General features: G+C 35.2%; 22 protein-coding genes. 12 read left to right on the top strand and 10 right to left on the bottom strand.

Annotated elements, in window-relative coordinates; all coding sequences use genetic code 11:
- The first annotated feature begins 59 nt into the window (after positions 1–59).
- The gene (locus SAUT_RS08285; protein ID WP_013327436.1) at positions 60–755 is read left to right on the top strand and encodes a dUTP diphosphatase; all 696 of its coding nucleotides are present in this window, start codon (positions 60–62) and stop codon (positions 753–755) included.
- A gap of 4 nt (positions 756–759) precedes the next feature.
- Positions 760–1,332 carry an ATP-binding cassette domain-containing protein gene (locus SAUT_RS08280; RefSeq protein WP_013327435.1) on the top strand — a complete coding sequence of 191 codons (573 nt, stop codon included), beginning with the start codon at positions 760–762 and terminating at the stop codon, positions 1,330–1,332.
- Here SAUT_RS08280 and crcB read toward each other — a convergent pair.
- Genes crcB through SAUT_RS08245 form a run of 7 tightly spaced genes read right to left on the bottom strand, consistent with a single transcriptional unit; the run spans position 1,322 to position 6,345 of the window.
- Entirely contained in the window at positions 1,322–1,711 is a 390-nt protein-coding gene (gene crcB / locus SAUT_RS08275) for a fluoride efflux transporter CrcB (RefSeq protein ID WP_013327434.1), read from the bottom strand. The two genes, SAUT_RS08280 and crcB, sit on opposite strands and share 11 nt — an antisense overlap.
- Positions 1,680–2,378, bottom strand: coding sequence for a lysophospholipid acyltransferase family protein (locus tag SAUT_RS08270; RefSeq protein WP_013327433.1), 699 nt, complete (start codon positions 2,376–2,378; stop codon positions 1,680–1,682). The genes crcB and SAUT_RS08270 overlap by 32 nt, the downstream gene beginning before the upstream one ends.
- Positions 2,356–3,402: a hypothetical protein gene (locus tag SAUT_RS08265; protein WP_013327432.1), complete on the bottom strand. Its 1,047-nt coding sequence runs from the start codon at positions 3,400–3,402 to the stop codon at positions 2,356–2,358. The genes SAUT_RS08270 and SAUT_RS08265 overlap by 23 nt, the downstream gene beginning before the upstream one ends.
- Entirely contained in the window at positions 3,399–4,073 is a 675-nt protein-coding gene (gene purQ, locus SAUT_RS08260) for a phosphoribosylformylglycinamidine synthase subunit PurQ (protein WP_013327431.1), read from the bottom strand. Before purQ ends, SAUT_RS08265 begins: the two co-directional genes overlap by 4 nt.
- A complete protein-coding gene (gene purS, locus SAUT_RS08255; protein WP_013327430.1) occupies positions 4,073–4,312 on the bottom strand; it encodes a phosphoribosylformylglycinamidine synthase subunit PurS in 240 nt (79 codons plus the stop codon). Before purS ends, purQ begins: the two co-directional genes overlap by 1 nt.
- A 3-nt stretch (positions 4,313–4,315) precedes the next feature.
- On the bottom strand, positions 4,316–5,029 hold the full coding sequence (gene purC / locus SAUT_RS08250) for a phosphoribosylaminoimidazolesuccinocarboxamide synthase (protein ID WP_013327429.1): 714 nt from the start codon (positions 5,027–5,029) through the stop codon (positions 4,316–4,318).
- Between the two features lie 5 nt (positions 5,030–5,034).
- On the bottom strand, positions 5,035–6,345 hold the full coding sequence (locus tag SAUT_RS08245; RefSeq protein WP_013327428.1) for a S41 family peptidase: 1,311 nt from the start codon (positions 6,343–6,345) through the stop codon (positions 5,035–5,037).
- A 118-nt stretch (positions 6,346–6,463) separates the two neighbouring features.
- Between SAUT_RS08245 and SAUT_RS08240 the strand changes: the two genes are divergently transcribed.
- The 10 genes from SAUT_RS08240 to SAUT_RS08195 all read left to right on the top strand — a co-directional run bounded on the left by SAUT_RS08240 (position 6,464) and on the right by SAUT_RS08195 (position 16,482).
- The gene (locus tag SAUT_RS08240) at positions 6,464–6,979 is read left to right on the top strand and encodes a shikimate kinase (protein ID WP_013327427.1); all 516 of its coding nucleotides are present in this window, start codon (positions 6,464–6,466) and stop codon (positions 6,977–6,979) included.
- Positions 6,972–7,403 carry a thioredoxin family protein gene (locus SAUT_RS08235; protein ID WP_013327426.1) on the top strand — a complete coding sequence of 144 codons (432 nt, stop codon included), beginning with the start codon at positions 6,972–6,974 and terminating at the stop codon, positions 7,401–7,403. Before SAUT_RS08240 ends, SAUT_RS08235 begins: the two co-directional genes overlap by 8 nt.
- Positions 7,404–7,405: 2 nt before the next feature.
- Complete coding sequence (gene hisD, locus SAUT_RS08230; protein ID WP_013327425.1) at positions 7,406–8,695, top strand: histidinol dehydrogenase; 1,290 nt, start codon at positions 7,406–7,408, stop codon at positions 8,693–8,695.
- A gap of 249 nt (positions 8,696–8,944) precedes the next feature.
- Positions 8,945–9,583, top strand: coding sequence for a 4Fe-4S dicluster domain-containing protein (locus SAUT_RS08225; protein ID WP_013327424.1), 639 nt, complete (start codon positions 8,945–8,947; stop codon positions 9,581–9,583).
- Positions 9,580–10,479, top strand: a complete 900-nt coding sequence (nrfD, locus tag SAUT_RS08220; protein ID WP_013327423.1) for an NrfD/PsrC family molybdoenzyme membrane anchor subunit — start codon at positions 9,580–9,582, stop codon at positions 10,477–10,479. Before SAUT_RS08225 ends, nrfD begins: the two co-directional genes overlap by 4 nt.
- 13 nt (positions 10,480–10,492) lie before the next feature.
- A complete protein-coding gene (locus SAUT_RS08215) occupies positions 10,493–13,768 on the top strand; it encodes a molybdopterin-dependent oxidoreductase (RefSeq protein WP_013327422.1) in 3,276 nt (1,091 codons plus the stop codon).
- Positions 13,769–13,843: 75 nt separating this feature from the next.
- Positions 13,844–14,494 (top strand): TorD/DmsD family molecular chaperone, encoded by a 651-nt coding sequence (locus tag SAUT_RS08210; RefSeq protein WP_013327421.1) that lies wholly within the window; start codon positions 13,844–13,846, stop codon positions 14,492–14,494.
- Positions 14,491–15,591 (top strand): 4Fe-4S dicluster domain-containing protein, encoded by a 1,101-nt coding sequence (locus SAUT_RS08205; protein ID WP_013327420.1) that lies wholly within the window; start codon positions 14,491–14,493, stop codon positions 15,589–15,591. Before SAUT_RS08210 ends, SAUT_RS08205 begins: the two co-directional genes overlap by 4 nt.
- On the top strand, positions 15,588–16,013 hold the full coding sequence (locus tag SAUT_RS08200; RefSeq protein ID WP_013327419.1) for a hypothetical protein: 426 nt from the start codon (positions 15,588–15,590) through the stop codon (positions 16,011–16,013). Before SAUT_RS08205 ends, SAUT_RS08200 begins: the two co-directional genes overlap by 4 nt.
- Before the next feature lie 10 nt (positions 16,014–16,023).
- Positions 16,024–16,482, top strand: coding sequence for a hypothetical protein (locus SAUT_RS08195; RefSeq protein ID WP_013327418.1), 459 nt, complete (start codon positions 16,024–16,026; stop codon positions 16,480–16,482).
- Here SAUT_RS08195 and SAUT_RS08190 read toward each other — a convergent pair.
- Genes SAUT_RS08190 through SAUT_RS08180 form a run of 3 tightly spaced genes read right to left on the bottom strand, consistent with a single transcriptional unit; the run spans position 16,475 to position 19,948 of the window.
- Positions 16,475–17,626, bottom strand: coding sequence for a BatD family protein (locus SAUT_RS08190; protein ID WP_013327417.1), 1,152 nt, complete (start codon positions 17,624–17,626; stop codon positions 16,475–16,477). The two genes, SAUT_RS08195 and SAUT_RS08190, sit on opposite strands and share 8 nt — an antisense overlap.
- Positions 17,607–19,172: a vWA domain-containing protein gene (locus SAUT_RS08185; RefSeq protein WP_013327416.1), complete on the bottom strand. Its 1,566-nt coding sequence runs from the start codon at positions 19,170–19,172 to the stop codon at positions 17,607–17,609. The genes SAUT_RS08190 and SAUT_RS08185 overlap by 20 nt, the downstream gene beginning before the upstream one ends.
- Entirely contained in the window at positions 19,169–19,948 is a 780-nt protein-coding gene (locus SAUT_RS08180) for a vWA domain-containing protein (RefSeq protein WP_245534098.1), read from the bottom strand. The genes SAUT_RS08185 and SAUT_RS08180 overlap by 4 nt, the downstream gene beginning before the upstream one ends.
- Between the last annotated feature and the right edge of the window lies 1 nt (position 19,949).

The raw sequence follows: 19,949 nt of genomic DNA, 5'->3' as shown, positions 1-19,949 counted from the left end.
TTTTAGCATATTTAGATAAAATATATAAAAGAAATAGAGCTTTAGACAAAAGGAAATTGATGGATAATAAAATTTTGTTAATGTTACAGCTGCAAAATCAGCTCAATGATGCAACCAATGGCGAAAATTGGACAAAAGGCGTGACAAAAAATGGAAAAACAATTAACTGGAAACGCTGTATATATATGGAGTGTGCAGAAATGGTGGACAGTTTTGGCTGGAAACATTGGAAAAGCATAGATGTAGAGCCTGATTGGCAAAATCATCAGATTGAAGTCATTGATGTCTGGCATTTTATAATGAGTTTGGCAATTGAGGTGTATGAAAGAAATTTAAAAGGTGGTATTGAAGATATAGCTATAGATATTTCAGCCCTGGAATCATTAAGTAATATCCAAACTGATACATTAAAATTTGCATCACAAGAAGATGTAATTGAAAAAGTGGAAAATCTTATACGAATTGCTGTATCAAAAGATGAAATTGATTTGGGTGAATTGGTATCGGAATTTTTTGATTTAGTCAGTATGAGCGGCTTGAACTTAGATACACTTTATCGTCTATATGTAGGAAAAAATATTTTAAATCAGTTTCGTCAAGATCATGGATACAAAGAAGGGACCTATATTAAGGTCTGGAACGGCGATGAAGATAACGTAGTTATGAAAAAAATCTGGGAAGAAAACAGTGATATTACACCAGATATTTTGTATAAAAAATTAGAAAAAGCCTATCTTGCATTAACTAAGAGTTGATTTTTTGAAGCATAATGTATTGGAGGTAAAAAATTTAACTTTTGGCTACAAAAAAGAAAAATTGCTTTTTGAAAATTTTTCTGTTTTCTTAAAACAAGGTGAGTTAAAAGCTATAGTCGGAGATAGTGGGGCAGGAAAAAGTACATTTTTTGAGCTTATACTTGGGAATTTAAAACCGCAAAGCGGCAGTATCAAAATATCGCGAGTAGCTGAAATTTTTCAAGACCCTTACAGCTCTTTTCATCCAAGTTATACATTACTACATCAAATTAAAGATGTAGCACCCTTACATAAATTAGAATCTCTTTTAGAGAATATGAACTTAGAATATAATTTACTCTTAAAACTTCCACATGAACTCTCAGGTGGGCAGCTCCAACGTGCATCTATTGTCAGAGCTATGCTCATGCAGCCTCAACTTCTTTTACTGGATGAACCGACATCAGCACTTGACAATGTGATTCAACTTGAAGTGATGAAGATGCTTATAAAAAATTTGGATTCTATGGGGATGCTGCTTATTACTCATGATATGGATTTGGCATCATGGTGTGCGGATGAAATTATTAAGATTTAAAAAAGTGATTGATCAGATAATAGCCGCTTCCAGCCATAAACACTGTACCAAAAACATTTAGTGCCATATTCATAAGACCCAGTGCAATACTGCCGCCCTCTAGAAGTAAAAAACTTTCTATCGCAAAAGTAGAGTAGGTTGTTAATGCTCCTAAAATTCCTGTTGATAGAAAAGATTTCATATGCGGAGTCAATAGAGTTGAGTACATAAAATAGGCTACAAGACAACCCATTATAAAGCTTCCTATCAGATTTACACCAAGTGTACCGAATGGAAGTTCATGCGGTACTCTATGAGAAATCAGACCATTAATATATGAGCGTAAAATTGCTCCGATAAATCCGCCGCTACCTATTGCGAGTATTGTTTGCCAACTCATGATCATACACCTTTTGCATCTTTTCTCTTAGTCCACTTAACCAATTTTGGTCATCTTTATCTGCGATAAATGAGTCTAAAAATATAACTTTTATGTTTCTTGGTACATAATAGAAACGTTTAATATCATAACATTTGGCAGTCTCTATAAGGACAATAGGTTGTACTTTGAGCTTATACTGATCAGCTATAACCTTTGCTCCCGATTTAAACGGTAACATTTTTGCACCTCGAGAACGGGTACCCTCTGGAAACATTGTTATGATTCTTTTCTTCTTGAGTCTGTCTTTTGCCGCACGAAGAAGCTTGATTAAAGATGTCTTGCTCTCTCTTTCTACTTCTATATCTTCTGGCATACTCATTGCAAGTCCGAAAAATGGCACTTCAAAGAGTGATTTTTTGGCAACCCAGGTAATATCTTTATTTGTTATGGTTTCTATAACGCAGATGTCCAAATCACTTTGATGATTCACTAAAAACATTTGTGCATCAGGGTCTTCATTTCCTTCAATTGTTGTAGAAAAAAGTGTACTTAGTCTTATAAACCATGCTGAAATTTTTCTGGCATATGGTCGGGGCAAAATGGGGTACATAATTATGGAAAAAGTAAGCCCGGTAAATATTATAAGCGTGGCATAGGCCCAGCTAATATGAGCAAGTATCTTCATGTTTTACCCAGCCTATTTTATTGTTTGTTAATTTTACTTTTATAAAGTTTTGCACTTGGCCTTCTTTTGTTAAATGATATTGTGTTTGTGTTGTTTCAAATATAGTTGAATTCTCTACAGGCAGCAGGTAAATCTGTGCCCCCTCTTTTATACATATTTTTTCTTGGGGTATTGCCAGATATATAATGTATATCAGCGGGATTATAATTAAAACTAAATAGAGATATCTTCGTCGTATAAGTATTAAAATAAAGCCTATAAATGCAAAAGCAGCGGCTATATACATTTTTATTGTGTCATGCGACTGGTCTCGCGGACGTAAATCACTTTGCGTGGTAACACTATCATCATTTACGATGATAGGAATAGTCACCTGTGTGTAATCATTTTTCAACAAATTAAAGTATGAAAAAGAAAAATTTTCTATTGTTTTATCAATGACAAGAAAATAGGTTATTTTTGCATCAGAATAAGTACCCGATTCTGATTCTATGCCTTGTTTGTAAACATCGTTAAAATGCATTTTTTCAATATCACAGTTTTGCGTGGAAGCTACAAAAATAACAATATTGTGTATGTTGTCATATACGGTAGTTTTGTACTCTTTGATTGAGAAATTATTTGCGATGATATTTGAAAAGTTTTTACTTGGATTTAGTGTAATGACATTGAGTTTTGAACCTTTGAGAATTGTACTTTCATAGTCATGTGGAGCCATTAAAAAAGCTTCTACATCAGGAAGTCTTGCTCTGTTTTGTGTTGCTTGCATATGAAAAGTATCATAATAATACTTTCCTTTTTGTACTCTTTGAGGTGCTTCATCGAGTATTTTCAATCCTTTTTGGTTGGAAAATTCATACAAAACATCATCAAATTTTTTCACTGTCGATAAAGTTTTGTAAGTAACAGGAAAGATTTCACCTTTAATTACTCTTTGTGGAATTTCATCATAGCTGAGATAAATCACTTTATTTGCAAAAAGTGATGAGATGAAAATGAGAGTAAGTAAAAGTGTTCTTATCACGACGCTAAAAAACCTTGAAGCATTTTTATTCCGTCATCACTTCCTAAAAGTGATTCCATAGCACGCTCTGGATGTGGCATGAGACCAAAAATATTTTTTTCTTTGTTGCAAACACCTGCAATACTTGCAACACTGCCATTGGGATTTTTAATTTCACCGCTTGCATCTGTGTACTTGAGAAGAATTTGTCCATTGGCTTCAAGCTCTTTCAAGCCCTCATCATCGATGTAGTAATTCCCGTCATGGTGTGCAATCGGAATATTGACAACATCACCTGTATTTAATTTTTCTAAAAAAATGTTTTCATTATTTTCTACTTTTAAATGATGGTGTTTGGAGATGAAGTGCAGTCCTTCATTACGTTTAAGTGCGCCCGGAAGCAGTCTTGCTTCTGTTAAAACTTGAAACCCGTTACAAATACCTAATACTTTTCCACCTTTGTCTGCGTATTCTTTAACAGCAGACATCACCGGAGAAAATTTTGCAATAGCACCGCTTCTAAGGTAATCACCATATGAAAATCCTCCCGCAACCACTAAAAGGTCAGTGTCTGCAGGAATAGTAGTAGATTTGTGCCAGATTATTTCAGTTTGTGCACCTAGTTTTTCAAAAGCATACTGTGTGTCGTATTCACAGTTTGTTCCAGGAAATTGTAAAATAGAAACTTTCATTATACAAGCTCTATAGTATAGTCTTCAATTACGGTATTTGCTAAAAGTTCTTCACACATTTTTGTAACATCAGCCATTGCTTTTTCTTTATTTGTTTCAGTGAGTTGAAGTACGATTTGCTTTCCAACACGGACATCTTCTACATTGTTAAATTGAAGAGAACTAAGTGCATGATGAACTGCTTTACCTTGAGAATCTAATACGCCTGCTTTTAAAAATACATTTACTATTGCTTTCATTAATTACTTTCCTAATATTCTATTTAAAACTTGCTCGTAAGCTACTGTAAGTCCGCCAAGCCCTTGACGGAATCTGTCTTTATCCATTTTTTCACCGCTTTTCATGTCCCAAAAACGACAGTTATCAGGTGAAATCTCATCAACGAGAATAATATTGCCGTCTTTATCTTTTCCAAACTCAAGTTTGAAGTCAACTAGGTTTAAGCCTTTTTCTGCGAAATAAGGTTTCAAAATATCATTGACTTGTCTTGCCATGCGGCGCAGTTTATCAAGTTCATCTTGAAAATCAACTAACCCGAGAATAAGAGCATGTTGATCATTGAGTTTTGGGTCACCAAGTTCATCGTTTTTATAGTCAAATTCTACAAGAGTAAAAGGCAAAACCGTGCCATCTTCAATACCGAGGTTACGAGTAAGACTCCCTGTCGCAATATTACGAACAATTACCTCTATAAGTATAACATCAACTTTTTTATGCAGCATATGGTTGTCATCAAGCATTTTAACAAAGTGAGTTGGAATACCGTTTTGCTCTAAGAGTTTAAATAACTCTGTAGAAATTTTATTATTGAGCGCTCCTTTTCCTTCTTCACTTGATTTTTTTTCGCCGTTGAATGCTGTTAAGTCATCTTTGAACTCAGAAATAACCAAGTTTTCATCTTCTGTTAAATATAACTTTTTTGCCTTACCTTCGTAAAGTAACCCTTTTTTTTCCACTGTTTCTATCCTTTTATTATCACAAGAGCTTTCATAATGTCAACTGCTTCTTTGAGTTGAATGTCTTTGTTGAAAATTTCTGGCGTAATTATATCTTTTTTATCTTTTTTATCTTCTTTAGTCTGTGCTTTTTTGCCATCAACTTTTTCAAGTTCTTCTTGCAGGTGTTTTTTTAGGTCCGCTTCTTTAATAGCAAACTCATTTTTATGCGTTGTAAATTCACCTGGTGTAACAATAACATCAGGTTTGACCCCGACAGCCTGAATGGTTCTTCCACTTGGAAGATAATATCTAGCAATTGTGAGTTTTATCGCTTCTATTTTTGTAATAGGTAGGACAACCTGTACACTTCCTTTTCCAAAAGTATTTTCACCTACTAACACAGCGCGTTTATGATCTTGCAAAGCACCGCTCACAATTTCACTTGCACTTGCACTGCCGCCATTGATTAAAACTACTAAAGGAACTTTGGTGAGTGTGTTTGATGTATGTGCAGTATATGTTTTCGTTTCCGCTTTGCGTCGTCCTTTTTGGGAAACTATAACACCGTCATTAACAAATGTGTCAACCAAGCCGACAGCCTGGTCAAGTAAACCGCCTGGATTGTTTCGTAAATCCAAAATAATACCTTTTGTTGCCGCTTTTCTTTTTTTGATTTCTTTTGTAACATCTTCTACGACTTTTTTATCAAAACTAGCGACTCTTAGATAAAGTATATTTTTACCGATGGTTTTTGCATGTACTGACTCAATAGTAATAACACCGCGAACAATATGCACGGCAAGAGGCTTCATCTTTCCCTCTCGAACAATGAGCAAATCAATTGGTTCACCGACTTTACCACGCATTAATGATACAGCTTCATCAATGGTCATGCCGATTGTCGATTTATTATCAATTTTTAAAATTATATCACCAGATTTTAGTCCTGCTTTATCTGCTGGAGTACCATCAATTGGGGCAATAACAGTTAACGCTCCGTTCTTCATGCCTACCGTGATGCCAAGACCGCCAAACTCGCCTTCAGTTTGTACTTTGAGCTGTTTGTAGTCTTTTTGTGTTAAATAATTTGAATGGGCATCAAGATTTTTCATCATTCCGTCAAGTGCTTTATCTATAAGTTCTTCTATAGTTACATCATCTACATCATACTGCTGTACTATACTGATAACTTTTGTAAACTTTTCTAAAGCCTGAAGTCTAGAAGCCTGCGCATCTTTAATTGAACTTTCTGCAAATAAAGAAGAGGAAAACATAAGAGCCATTGATGTAGCAACCGATGCAAATCCTAAGGTGATAAATTTTTTATTTTTCATAATAAACCTACTGTTGATTTTTAAAGAAGATATTATACCAACAGTTGATAAATGGAATACTTTTATGCTAAGTATGATAAAATCACGTCCAAAGAAGCAAAACTGTAGGGGATGTGAAATGAAAAACATTGTACTGATAGGTTTTATGGGCGTAGGCAAAGGAAGTATAGCCAGAGAAGTTGTAAAATATTCTGATTATATTGCCATTGATACAGATGATCTTATCGAGAGTATGGAAAATAAAAAAATTAAAAAAATATTTGAAGAAAATGGTGAAGATTATTTTCGAAAATTAGAAAAACATGTTGCAAAATGGTTAGAAAAAAGTGTACATGATACTCTTGTATCTACGGGCGGCGGTTTTTATAAACGAGAAAATTTACAAAAAATAGGTACAATTGTTTTATTGGACTCTCCTTTTGATGCTATTATTAAGAGAATAAAAAAACATCCAAATGCGGCGAGAAAACTGAAAAAAAGACCATTGCTTAATGATTTAAAAGAGGCAAAAAAGCTGTATGAAGAGAGACGACCTCAGTATTTGAAATTAGCAGAGATTGTAATAGATGTTACTGATAAATCAGCGCAGGAATGTGCAAAAGAACTTTTAAAAAAGGTAAAAAAATATGGGTAAATTACTACTAATAATAGTATTTCTGCTAACAACATCTCTAATGGCCGATGAAGTGCACTGGGCAAAAGATTTTACATCAGGAATTGAACAGGCAACAAAAGAGAATAAACCTGTTTTGTTTGTATTTTCACGGCATACATGTAAGTATTGTGTGATTCTCGAGAAAACAACGTTTTCAGACTCCAGAGTTATAAAAGAGTTGAACAACGATTTTGTTTCTATTATAGCTTACAGTGATGAGGGTGATGCTATGCCACAAGAGTTGTGGAGACCGGGAACACCGACAATATGGTTTTTGATGCCAAACGGTCAGCCAATGTTTCAGCCTTTAATGGGTGCAGTAAAAGAAAATGCTTTTTTACAGGCTTTAGATATTGTAAAAAAAGAATTCTCAGAAATAAATAAGAAAAAAAGTGGAAAGTAAATATGATATTTGTACAATCTAATGATAATGATTTTGATGTAAAGTTTGAAGAACTTCTGGGACGAGGGAAGATGGATATCGCTCATGTGAGTGCAATTGTAGGTGATATTATTGAAGATATAAAAACAGATAAAAATAAAGCACTTAAGTCTCATATTGCCAAGTTTGACAACTGGACGCCAAAAAGTGATGAAGACTTGAAAATTACTACAGAGTCTATGAAAACAGCATATGAAAATATTGATGAAGCATTAAAAGATTCACTTCATTTGGCATATGATAGAATAAAAGCATATCACGAAAAACAAAAACCAAAGTCTTGGTTTGATACAGAGGAAAATGGAACAATTTTAGGTCAAAAAGTGACTCCTGTTGACAGTGCTGGGCTTTATATTCCCGGAGGAAAAGCAGCATATCCGTCATCTTTGTTAATGAATGTTATTCCTGCGCAGGTTGCCGGTGTTGAAAACATTATCGTCTGTACACCGACGCCCGACAATGAGCCAAATGAACTTTTATTGGCTGCTTGTCATCTATGCGGTGTGAGCGAAGTTTATAAAGTCGGTGGTGCGAGTGCTATTGCAGCTCTTGCTTATGGTACAGAGACTATACCAAAAGTTGATGTTATTACAGGACCAGGAAATATTTTTGTAGCAACTGCTAAAAAAATGGTTTTTGGTGAAGTAAATATTGACATGATAGCAGGGCCGAGTGAAATTGGTATTTTGGCAGATGAGAGTGCGAATGCAAATCATTTGGCAATAGATCTGCTTTCTCAGGCAGAACATGATGAGATGGCAAGTTCTATTTTGATTACGCCATCACAAAAATTGGCTGATGCAGTTAAAATAGAGATAGAATCATGGCTTACAAAACTTCCTCGTCAAAAAATTGCAAGAAAATCTATAGAAGAACGCGGTGCAATTATCGTGACACAAACAATGGATGAAGCGATAGAGTTGATGAACAAAATAGCACCTGAACATCTCGAAGTTGCTACTATGAGTCCGTTTGAATTATTGCCCTATATCAAACATGCTGGAGCAATCTTTTTAGGCCACAATACGCCTGAAGCTATTGGTGATTATGTTGCAGGACCAAATCATACGCTTCCAACCGGTGGAACGGCAAAATTCTATTCACCGCTTGGTGTCGAAAACTTTATGAAAAAAAGTTCTATCATCTCATTTAGCTCTGCAGCTATCAATGAAATTGGTCAAGAGTGTGCATTAATAGCCAATACAGAAGGACTGACAGCGCATGAGCAGTCAGTACGTGTCAGACTTAAATAAATAATTTATATTAGTTGTAAAAGTTAATTTTATAACTAATATAAACCTTCCAAATATTAATTTTCCAAATATACCCAGCAAAAAAAAATTATCAAAAAATTATCACTCTTTTATAACTAATTTAAGCTAACTTAGCTAATATTGATGTAGTAAAAAAAGCTCGAAATGCCGTGCATAAGGGCTTCTTTTAATGTTAATAAGTCGTAGTTATAAATCTTAAAAAAGCCATTAAAGGCCAAAGGAGAATATATGCAATTAGGTTTCCTAGTTGATTTACACCTGTGTATGGGTTGTAAAGGTTGTGAGATCGCATGTAAAGTGGAGAATGAAGTTCCGCTTAGTACATGGAGACTTCGTGTTAAATATGTAGATGTGGGAACTTTCCCAGAAACTAAGAGAACATTTACTCCTCTTAGATGTAATCATTGTGAGAATGCACCATGTGAGAGAATTTGTCCTGTAAGTGCATTACACTATATAGAGAATGGTATTGTAAACATTGATAAAGAAAGATGTATCGGTTGTGCGGGTTGTGTTATGGCTTGTCCATATGGTGCAATTTATATTGACCCTGAAACACAAACAGCAGATAAGTGTACATATTGTGCGCACCGTATCGCATCAAGCATGATGCCTGCTTGTGTTGTTGCATGTCCTGTTGAAGCAAATATTTTTGGTGACCTTGACGATCCGGCTTCAAATATTTCTATGTATATTCAAGATCATAGAGATGTACAGGTTCGAAAACCTGAAAAGGGAACAAACCCTCACCATTTCTATGTTGGAGCAGGTCAAGTGAACCTTAACCCTCTTGCATCACAAAGAATAGAGGGCTATAATTTATTCAATAAAATAACAACACTTCCACTAGGAGGGCATCACGAATGATACATGAATCTTTAGCTGCAACACATGCAGTAGTGACTTTGGACGTAGCATTACCAGACGTATTTTGGGGTTGGTTTGTTACAATGAATATGTGGGCAAAAAGTATAGGTACAGGTTTGATTTTTATGCTTTTCTTATTGCTTAGAAAAAATTCAAGTGAAATGACAGGTCTTAGAACTTCAACGCTTATTGTTTCATTTATTATGATGAACATTTTCTTATTGTTTACTTTGGCTGATTTACATCAACCATTTAGAATGTGGCATATCTTTTTCTATCCTCATTGGACGTCAGCTATTACAGTTGGTGCATGGATGGCAACGGTATTTGTTGGTTTAGAATTTTTGATGATTATTTTAGGGTTTCAAAAGAAAACAGAATCATTTGATAAACTTTTATTTTGGGTAACACTTCTTGCTATTCCTGTTACACTATATACTGCCGGTATTATGGCAGAGGCTAGTGCACGTGAATTGTGGCAAATGTCAACAGAATCAGTACAAATGATTCTAGCAGCAACTCTTTCTGGTTCTGCAGCAATGATTTTACTCGGCGGTTCAAAACTTAGTGACGAAACAAAACAATTTTTTGGAGCGATTTTAGGTTTAAGTGCTTTACTAGCATTTATAATTTACATGTCAGAATATATCTTTGGTGGAATGAAATCAGAAGAAGTAACAGCTATTTTAGCACATGTGAAAGGTAACGGTGAGTATTCAACTATGTTCTGGATAGGACAATGGGTTGCATATATTTTACCAATGTTATTGGTTGCTCTTTCAAGAGTCAGCAAAAGTAACAGTCTTTTAAGTCTTGCGGCTATTTTAGCAATCGTAGGTCTGTGGGTAGTAAAACATGTATGGCTTGTTATTCCACAATTATTACCATTGAGTTAAGGAGAAAATATAAATGTATTTACAAAGTAGAAGAACATTTTTAAAAGGTGCTGCATTCAGCGTAGCTGGTGTAGCCATAGCTAAGGGTGTATTTGCAACTGATGCAGCTGCAGAATCTGTTAGCCAAAGTAAGTTTACTAATACTCCTGATTCAATTTCTTTTTATCCTGATCAAAAAGATTGGGATAATTTTGCTGAACTTGATGGCGATGACTGGAAACGTGGCGGTATTGAACGCCATGGTGTTAGAAGTGCTGAAAATCCTGATGGAATTCAAGTAAACAACTATACAATCGTTCCTACAGTTTGTTCAAACTGTGAAGCGGGTTGTGGACTGACTGCATGGGTAAATAAAGACACTATGACAGTTAGAAAATATATGGGTAACCCGTTACACACTGGTTCTCGTGGTAGAAACTGTGCAAAAGGTTACGCTGTAACATCTCAAATGTATGATCCGGATCGTATTCCGTTTCCTATTAAGAGAGCTCCTGGTTCTAAGCGTGGTGAAGGAAAGTGGGTTCGTGTAACCTGGGATGAAGCTATGGCTGCTATTGGTAAAAAAATGCATGATACTCTTGCTAAAGGTGATGAGATTTCTAAGAAATCTATCATGTACCATGTCGGTCGTCCAAATGAAAATGGTTTTGGTCCACGTGTACCACAATCTTTAGGTATTGATGGATACAACTCACATACGAACATCTGTTCTGCAGGTGCTCGTGAGGGAACAATTCAATGGGCAAATGATGATAGAAATTCGCCGGACTGGGGAAATGCGGATCTTATATTCTTACAATCATCACATGCTGCTGATGCAGGACACTATTTCCAACAATCAGCCGGTTTAATTGCTGAGTCACGTAAACGTGGTGCAAAAATGATTGTTATTGATCCTAGAATGAGTAACTCTGCGGGTATGGCAGATTTATGGATTCCATGTTGGCCGGGAACGGAAGCGGCGCTTTATCTTTATTTAACAAATCGTATTTTGAATGAAAAGAAAAAAGATGATTCAGATATAGTAAACCATGAATTTGTAAAAGAATGGGTAAACTGGGATAGATTAATGGCTAACAAAGATTATCTTAAAAAGATGATTGGATACGGCTATATTTCTAAGATGCCAAAAGATGACACTTATGAGTCTTTTCTTGAAGTTGCAAAAGAACTTTATGCTCCATATACTAAAGAGTTTGTTGTTAAAGAGTGTAGACTTGAAGGTATGGAATATAAGTTAGATGAGCTTTGGGAGATGTTTGTTCCAGCTGGTGCTAAAATTGCTACATACTTGTGGCGCGCAGGACCGATTGGTCACCGTGGTGGTTGGATGAATACGCGTGCTGGTTTCTTACCGCTTGCTCTTGTTGGAGCTATGCGTGGTGATATTGGTGGTGTCGGCATGCACCACTGGCATGAAATTTCAGTTGCAGGAAAAGGTGATAAAGCTACAGTAGCCGGAAAACACCCTGAAAAAACTGATGCATGGAATGAAATTGCATGGCCACCTGAATATCCTATTTCAACATATGAAATGGGTTATATGATGCCGCAAATTATGATGGATGATGCATGGCATGAAAAATGGACAAAACGCGGTTTGAAGATTCCAAAATCTATGGCTGTTTATGTTCCAAGAATGCACAATCCGTTATGGATTAATCCGGATGGATTCAGATGGATAGAAGCACTCAAGCGTGAAGATAAATTTGAATTATCATTTAACTTGTCTCCAACGTGGTCTGAGACTAACTGGTACTGTGATTATGTACTTCCTGTTGGACTTGCAGGTGAGAGAAACGATCAGCAGTCAACGCCGTCTAAACCGGAACAACGTATAGAGTTCCGTCAAGCGGTTCTTCGTGTTGCCGCTGAGAAAGCCGGTTGGAAGCCAAAAGATCCGACACGTGCAACACTTGAAGCACATATGAAATTTGGTCTTGGTGAAGTTTGGGAAGAGAGTGAATTCTGGCCGAACCTAATTATGCATTATGTTGACCCTGACGGTTCTTTAGGTATTGCTAAATACTGGGCAAGTAAAAAAGATCCGTCTCGTTGTGTTACTGTTCCTGAGTATTTTGATGAAGCATTTAAACTGTTACCGAAACTAAAAGCAGAAGCAACAAAACTTTATAAAGGTGAAGAGTATCCAATCTACAGCTATATGAGAGATCATGGTGCTTGGACTGAGAAAACTGATGTGTATAAACCTCAAGAAGAAGAGCTTGAATTTGATGGAACGTATTACCATGCACATGGACATAAATATAGTAAAAATGAAGTTACTAAAGATGATTTTGGTGCATTATGGGTAGATGATGGCAATTTCAAAAAATCTATTGGTGTTGAAATCAATGGTGAGCTTCATGAAGGTTTCCATACATTAAGTAAAAAACTGGAATTCTTCTCCGAGTGGTTAGCAGATGAGTGGAAATGGCCGGAGTATGCTATTCCTATTTATCCAAGAAATGATGCAGAAAATGATAAAATGGTACACCTTGTAACTCAAGTTCACCATAAACATATGAAAGCAGATAATGAATTTGCATTAAATACGATTTATCGTTTACCATACAATATTCACACACGTTCTGTGAACTCTAAACATTTGATGGAGATTTCACAAAACCATAATCCTGTATGGATTTACACAAAAGATGCCCAAAAACTTGGCATTAAACGCGGTGATGCTATAAGAGTACAAATTCAAGATACTTTAACAGGTATTAAGAGTGGTTATTTTGTTGGTATGGCAGTTCCTACTGAGGCAACTCGTCCCGGTGTTCTTGCATGTTCACACCATGCCGGTCGTTGGAAACTTAAAGACTCTGTGAAAATTCCAGGGTTTGAACATCAGCTTGGCATTATGAGTTTAGGTTCTCCTAAATATGAAATGACTAATGATGGTAAAGTTGGAACAATGAAACCGACTGAGGGAATTAAGCCGCATGAAGCATGGCAGTTTAAAGAGTACAACAAAGACCTTGACAACATCTGGTGGGATGGTCTTAGCGGTGCATGGCAGAATGCTGTGGCTCCTTGTCATCCGGATCCTATTGCAGGAAATCACGGTTGGCACCAAAAAGTTATCATCACTAAAGCATCTGCTGATGATAAAATAGGTGACATTAAAGTTAACTATGAAAGTAACTTTAAAGTTTATCAGGCATGGAGAGATCAACTGACTCGTCCTTTAAATGCGTCAGATAAATTACGTCGTCCATATCACATTAAACGTCCAGTAAAACCAAGCCAAAAAGCTTACGAAGTTAATATTAAAGACGTTTAACAACAAAGTTAAAGCCCACTTCAAGTGTGGCTTTACTATACTTCCATAAGAAAATTTCCAAAAGGTACATTGTTTATGAATAATGATTTAAAGCAAGAACAGATTGCAAGAATAAATATCTATGCACTTATCTCAAGAATTACGATGAGTGAAATTGATGAAGGGCTATTAAAATCAATAGAAGAAGATGAAAATATGCTCTCTTTTTTCCCGACATTTAAAGATTGGGAAAAAAGAAAAGAGCTTGATTCAAAAGATTTGATAGAAAAATATTTGAATGTTGATTTTACTAACCTTTTTTTACTCCATCTTATTCCTTATGAATCATTTTATACAAGAGAAGATCAAATGATGGAAACAGGGGGAGATAACCCTATACAAGCAATTTTTAATGCTTTTGAATTTAAGGTACAGCTTGATAAAGCTCGTGTTATGGCAGCAGACCATATAGGGGTAGAGTTGGAATTTATGTATGAGTTGTGTAAGGCAGAGTTAAAAGCACTAGAAGCAAATGACTTGGAAATGGCGAAACAACTCTCACAACTGCAATACGGATTTATGAAAGACCATCTTTTAGAGTGGGCTCCAATGTATCTTTTAAATGTGAAAAGTGAAGCGGGTACTGCATTTTACTTTGATGTTGCTGATTTAGTCTTAGAATTTATGATGAGTGATTTTGAATACTTAACGCAATTAAAAAATAATGGATATAACTACCCGGTATGAGTCTTTTAACCTTAGATGTCAGTAAATGTGTTCATACTTCCAATAAATTTGCGATATGTAACAAATGTGTCGAAGTATGCCCTGTTGAAACTATACACTTAGAAAACTCTACCATCTCTTTTACTCCCAGTGAATGTGTCGGATGCGGCGGCTGTGACGCTGTTTGTCCGACTGCTGCATATACATTGGATGATTTTAAACCGATAAATTATGTTTTTAAATTTTTAGAAGATCAAAATAGTGTGCTTACATGTAATGATACAAATTTTCCATGTATAGCATCTTTAAGTGTTGAAGAACTGCTTAGTATGGCGTTGATATCTCCAGAACAAATTAGTTTAGATATTGGTCCCTGTACTGATTGTGAGATTGCAAAAACAAATCTCGCTATTATAAACAACAGAGCTGAGGAAGTGAACTTTTTACTTGAAGCGATGCTACAAGACAAAAGTTTACGCATTGCAGAATTAAATTATGAAGTTAAAAAAGATCTTGACCCTTTAAGCAGACGTAAATTACTCTCTAAAGAGGGTGTGAAAACTGCTATAAGCATTAAACAGCAACTTCAAAATGAAGTTGACTCCAGTGATGAAAATGTAAAAACACATACAGTTACTGCGCAAGATATTATGAAAATAAAAGAGAAGAACATTCCTGATAGACGTAGTTTACTCCTTATGGCTATGAAGCGTGCAAGCGTACCGGAAGTTTTTCATACCATTGATATAAAAGATATTTCATTTATTTCACAAAAAGATTTAAATGAGACGACATGCACAAATTGTCAAATGTGTTATAGAATCTGCCCGACAGGCGCATTGAGTTCTGATGTGAGAGGAAGTGTGATTAATTTTAATCCGCTTGCCTGTGTGCAGTGCCACAGTTGTCATGATGTATGTGAACCTGACTCTTTAACGTTACGAAAAACTTTTTCTCTTAGCAGCTTTTTTGAGCCGAAAATTGAAACTTTGGTGCGTTTTGATATAAAAAGATGCGATGAATGCGGTAATTTCTTTGCTTATCAAGGCGGAGAAAAAATCTGTAACAGATGTAGAATTGAAGAAGAAGAAGCAAAAGAATTATGGGGGATCAAATGAGTGAAAGAATGGCTGAAGTAGAGACAATGAATGCTGATGACGGGATTAAAAAAGAGACAAAACTCTTTGGTCTTATTGCAGAACATGCCAGTCCAAACAGACTCTTTGTTATGCTCAATAAAGAGATAAAAGTAAACAATGCTGATGCTATGATGATACCTATGAATATACGTGAAGATGATTTTTATTTTACGCTTTCAAATATGAAAAAATCACATGTAAACGGAGCATATATTGCCGAAGAATATCAAGAAAATGTGGTTGAGCTTTTGGATGAAGCAGATGAATTCGTACAGGTGTACAATAAATGTGATTTTGTTCTAAGAGATGGAGAAAGATTGATAGGAACGTATTTAGAAAAAAATAAAACATTGCTAGGCGAAGCTTTAGCCAAAGAAATATTTGAAAAATATATAAAATAGGGAGAGAAGAATGGATATAAAAGATTTAAACGAATTAAGAAATGAATTTGAAATGATGCAACAACAGGCAATGCAGGCTGCCTGTGAGGATGGAAGCTGCGTAGAAGATGAATATGAAGACTACCCGGATTATTTAAAAGCTATTTACGCAGAGATAATGCCTCCTGCGAAGAGCGGTATTTATTTTTCACGATGGGATTTAAAGCGTATGGCTGCAGAACTTGATGAATCATTTGCCATAGATGTTCGCGAGAGAATGTTTAAAAATTTTATGCAGTGGATTGCTACACCTGAAGATATGCTCTCAGTTGTCGATCAATTTAAAAGTCATATGGACATGAAATGTGAGTTATATAAAGAGTATTCACAAAAATATCCTGCGATGCAAGAGCTCTTTGAACCAAAAATTCAAAAAGCACAAAAAGCAAAAAAATATCTTGACAAGGTTTACGTAGAATTTTTTACGTAAGTTCTGCAACTATTTCTTTTTTTATTTTATTGAGATTGAGAGGCTGCTTATTATTGAGACTATCTTCAAGCTTGAAAATATACTCATCCAGCCCTTTGTCTTGATAATGCATGATGAGTAGTGTAAGCAGCTCTTTTACTGATTTTGCATTTTTAATATCTTTAAATTCTTCTTTTTTTTCTCTTTTTATAAATGATTTTTCACTCAATTTTGCTGCTAAGAAACCGCTTAAAAAGAGCAGGGCATAGATAAAAAACTTTTTCACGGCTTCTATATTTACAAAGTTATTTGCTTTTGGCGCATTCGTTTTATCTATTAACACTGTGGTATCTATTTTTTTGACTTTGATTGTATAGGCTTTTGTATGGAGTGTGTAGTATCTATTTTTTGTTGGAGAATATACCTCTAAAGCCAGAGCAGGAACTCTAAAATCCTCTTTTGAAGTCAAGGCATAGATATACTCGGTATTTATAATATAGCCTTCTTCTGTCAGTTTGGAAATATTGTTTTTTATTTTTGAAAAAATCGTTACATTTTTAATTTGTTTTCTGAGCAGATTTAATTGAGGTTCTTTGTAGCCTTTTCCGCTAAGGATATAATGTAAATTAACAGCACCATATTGGTCAATCTCTGTTGTATCTATTTGAGAATTAAGTCTGAAATCTCCTACTAAATCTACATCTTTGCTTAGTTTTTTTACTTTTATTGTTAAAGGCCTAATTTTTACTTTTGTATCATAGGTGCTGATGGCTATACTATCATCATGGTCATCTACATAACTTTGTTTGACCGCTTTATCGCTGGCAGTGCGTATGATAAAGTCAAAGTTTACATGTAAGGTTTCTTCTTTAAGTGCAAAGAGAATATATTCAAAAGTTGTTATAGTATTATGGTAGCCGTTGTCTTGTATGGTTTTATGTAGGAGTTTTACTTCATAATCAGGACTCTTGGGGACATTAAAGGAAAAAAACATGTTGTCACTATGATTTTTTTGTTTGGCTGTAAAGGTGATAAGCAGAGGCTCTTTTGTATGAACACTTTTTTTATTAGTTGTGAGCTTATAGCTTGCTAGCTGTGTGCTTCCCAGAAGTGATATTCCAAAGAGCATAAAGAGAAAAATGGCCTTACCAAGGGTGTTTTTCATTTGTGTATCCTTTGTTTATAAGTTCATAGGCTTTATAGCCTAATTTGTATTTTGATTTGTTTTTATGTTTTACCAGTTGTAAGTTTTGGTTTTCTTGTTTCTTTTTTTTGCTATTTTTACCGCTGCCGCTGCTTTTTTGCGAAGCTTTTTGATTTGATTTGGATGAGCCGCTTTTACTTGCATCTTTTTTCTCATTTTGTTGCTCTTTAGCTGTTTGTTTTTTTTGCGTGCTTTTTTTAGGAAGCATATCAGAGAGATTTTTTTGCTCTTTTAGTCCCAATTTATATAAAAGAGAAAGATTATAAAAAGCATCTTTATCAAACCCAAGAGCCAATGCTTTTTGATAATAGTGCTTTGCTCTGTTGTATTTTTTTAAACTTACGGCACAATTACCAAGATTATAAAAGATATTTTGCTTGAGCTTTGGATTTGTAGATTTTATTTGTGAAAAAAGCTTTATTGACTTTTTGTAATTTTTTGCCTTGTAATAAGCAACTGCATTGTTGTAGTAGCTCTTAGGCGAGGGTGAAAGTTTTTGAAACTCTTTTGCTGCTGTAATAAACTTTTTACTTTTATATGCCTGATTGGCTTTGTTATTGTGATAAAAATCTAAAAATGATGCCGTATGACCCGGGTAGGGTAAAAAGAGCAGGGGTAAAAATACAAAGAACTGATGTAGTTTTGTAACAGAGATAAAGAAGCTAAGAAGGGCTATAAAAAGAGGGAACATAAAAAGTTCTTTGTAACTTAAGACTTTTGTAGTCGATTTTATAGTGCTGTTTTGCTTTTTTATATCAGCAATAATTTCATCGGCTATATCTTTATTTGTATTTAATTCATAATACTTTCCGCCGCACTCTTTTGCCAAAGGTTCTAGAAGAGGATTTATTTTTGATATTACAAGATTCTTATTGTTGTCTAAAATTGGTTTATCATCTTGTTTCAGGGTTGTCCCGCTGTTTGAACCAGTTGCTACTATATAAGGAATAATGGAATTTTTCTTACATAGTTTGACAAGTTTTGAAAGGTCTCTGTCTTCTCCACCGTCCGTAAATATTATAAGATTTTTTTCTTTGTAGGATGTCTTGGCAATGGTCTTAAACAAAGAAAGCAAAGATGTTCCTTTTGTCAGTATATATTTGGGCTCAAGCGAATTTAATGCCATCATACTGATAGCACTGTCGGTTGTCGGCGGTGATATCAGCATGGCATTTGAGGTAAAAGCAAATATGCTGAATCTGTCCTTGCTTAAGCTTTTGATAATATGCGCAATATTTTTCTTTGCCACCTCATAGCGTGTTGGTTTTAAGTCGTCCGCCTGCATTGAAAATGAGGCATCAAGTGCAATAATATAATCTTTTGCATCGAATTTTTGTTCGCTCGGCGCATTTATTATAACCGGTCTGCTCAAGGTAAGCAGGGTAAAAAAGAGTGCAATATAGAGCAGGTTTTTTTGTCTTTTTTTCTCTTTGGGCTGTGTATCCCTCTTATATAAAAAATACAGAGGAATAAGCACAAAGAGAACCCAAGGATATAAAAGCGTCATAAAAGCTCCTTTTTTCTCTTTAACACAAGATAAAGAAGCAGTAAAGATGCTAAAGATAGAGGGTACATGTAAAGATTTTGTTTGTTAAGATAATGCTTTGAACGAATGGCACTCGGTTCAAGTTTATCTATCTCTTTGTAGATATCCTGCAGCATTTTTACATTTTTGGCTTCAAACATTTTTGCATCAGTATTTTTTGCAATGAGTTGAAGAAGGTTCGCATCAAAGGCAGAGCGGTCGCCTATACCTATGGTATAAATCTTTACATGCTGCTTTTTTGCTTTTTGAACTGCCTCTTTGACAGAAACGGCACCGCTGTTTTGATAGCCGTCAGTAATGAGAATAATCACTTTCTCTTTGGCTTCCCCTTTTTTAAGTATTTTAAGAGCCATTGCCAACCCTTCGCCTATTGCCGTGCTGTCTCCGGCAATGCCGACATCAAAAAAATCAAGTAAAAATGCGACACTGCCCATATCATAACTCAGAGGAATGGCAGGGTAGGCATAGGTACCAAATATTGATACACCGACATTATCGTTGTAACGTTTTGTTATAAAGGATCTGAGGAGTTCTTTGAGTGCATCAAATTTCCTATTTTGCACATTCTCAGGGTTAAATCCGCTCTCTGCCATGGAACCGCTGGTATCAAGTGCAAAAACCAGATCTCGACCTTTTCGTTTGCTCGAAGTTTTTTGATCATAAATAATTGGCGAGGCAAGAGAAAATATCAGCAATGTAAGTATAAGAGAATAGAGTAATTTTTCTTTATTTATCAAA

The sequence above is a fragment of the Sulfurimonas autotrophica DSM 16294 genome (genome assembly GCF_000147355.1).
GTDB classification, from domain to species: domain Bacteria; phylum Campylobacterota; class Campylobacteria; order Campylobacterales; family Sulfurimonadaceae; genus Sulfurimonas; species Sulfurimonas autotrophica.
Note: the sequence above shows the minus strand (reverse complement) of the source record. Positions and strands in the feature narration are given on the sequence as shown.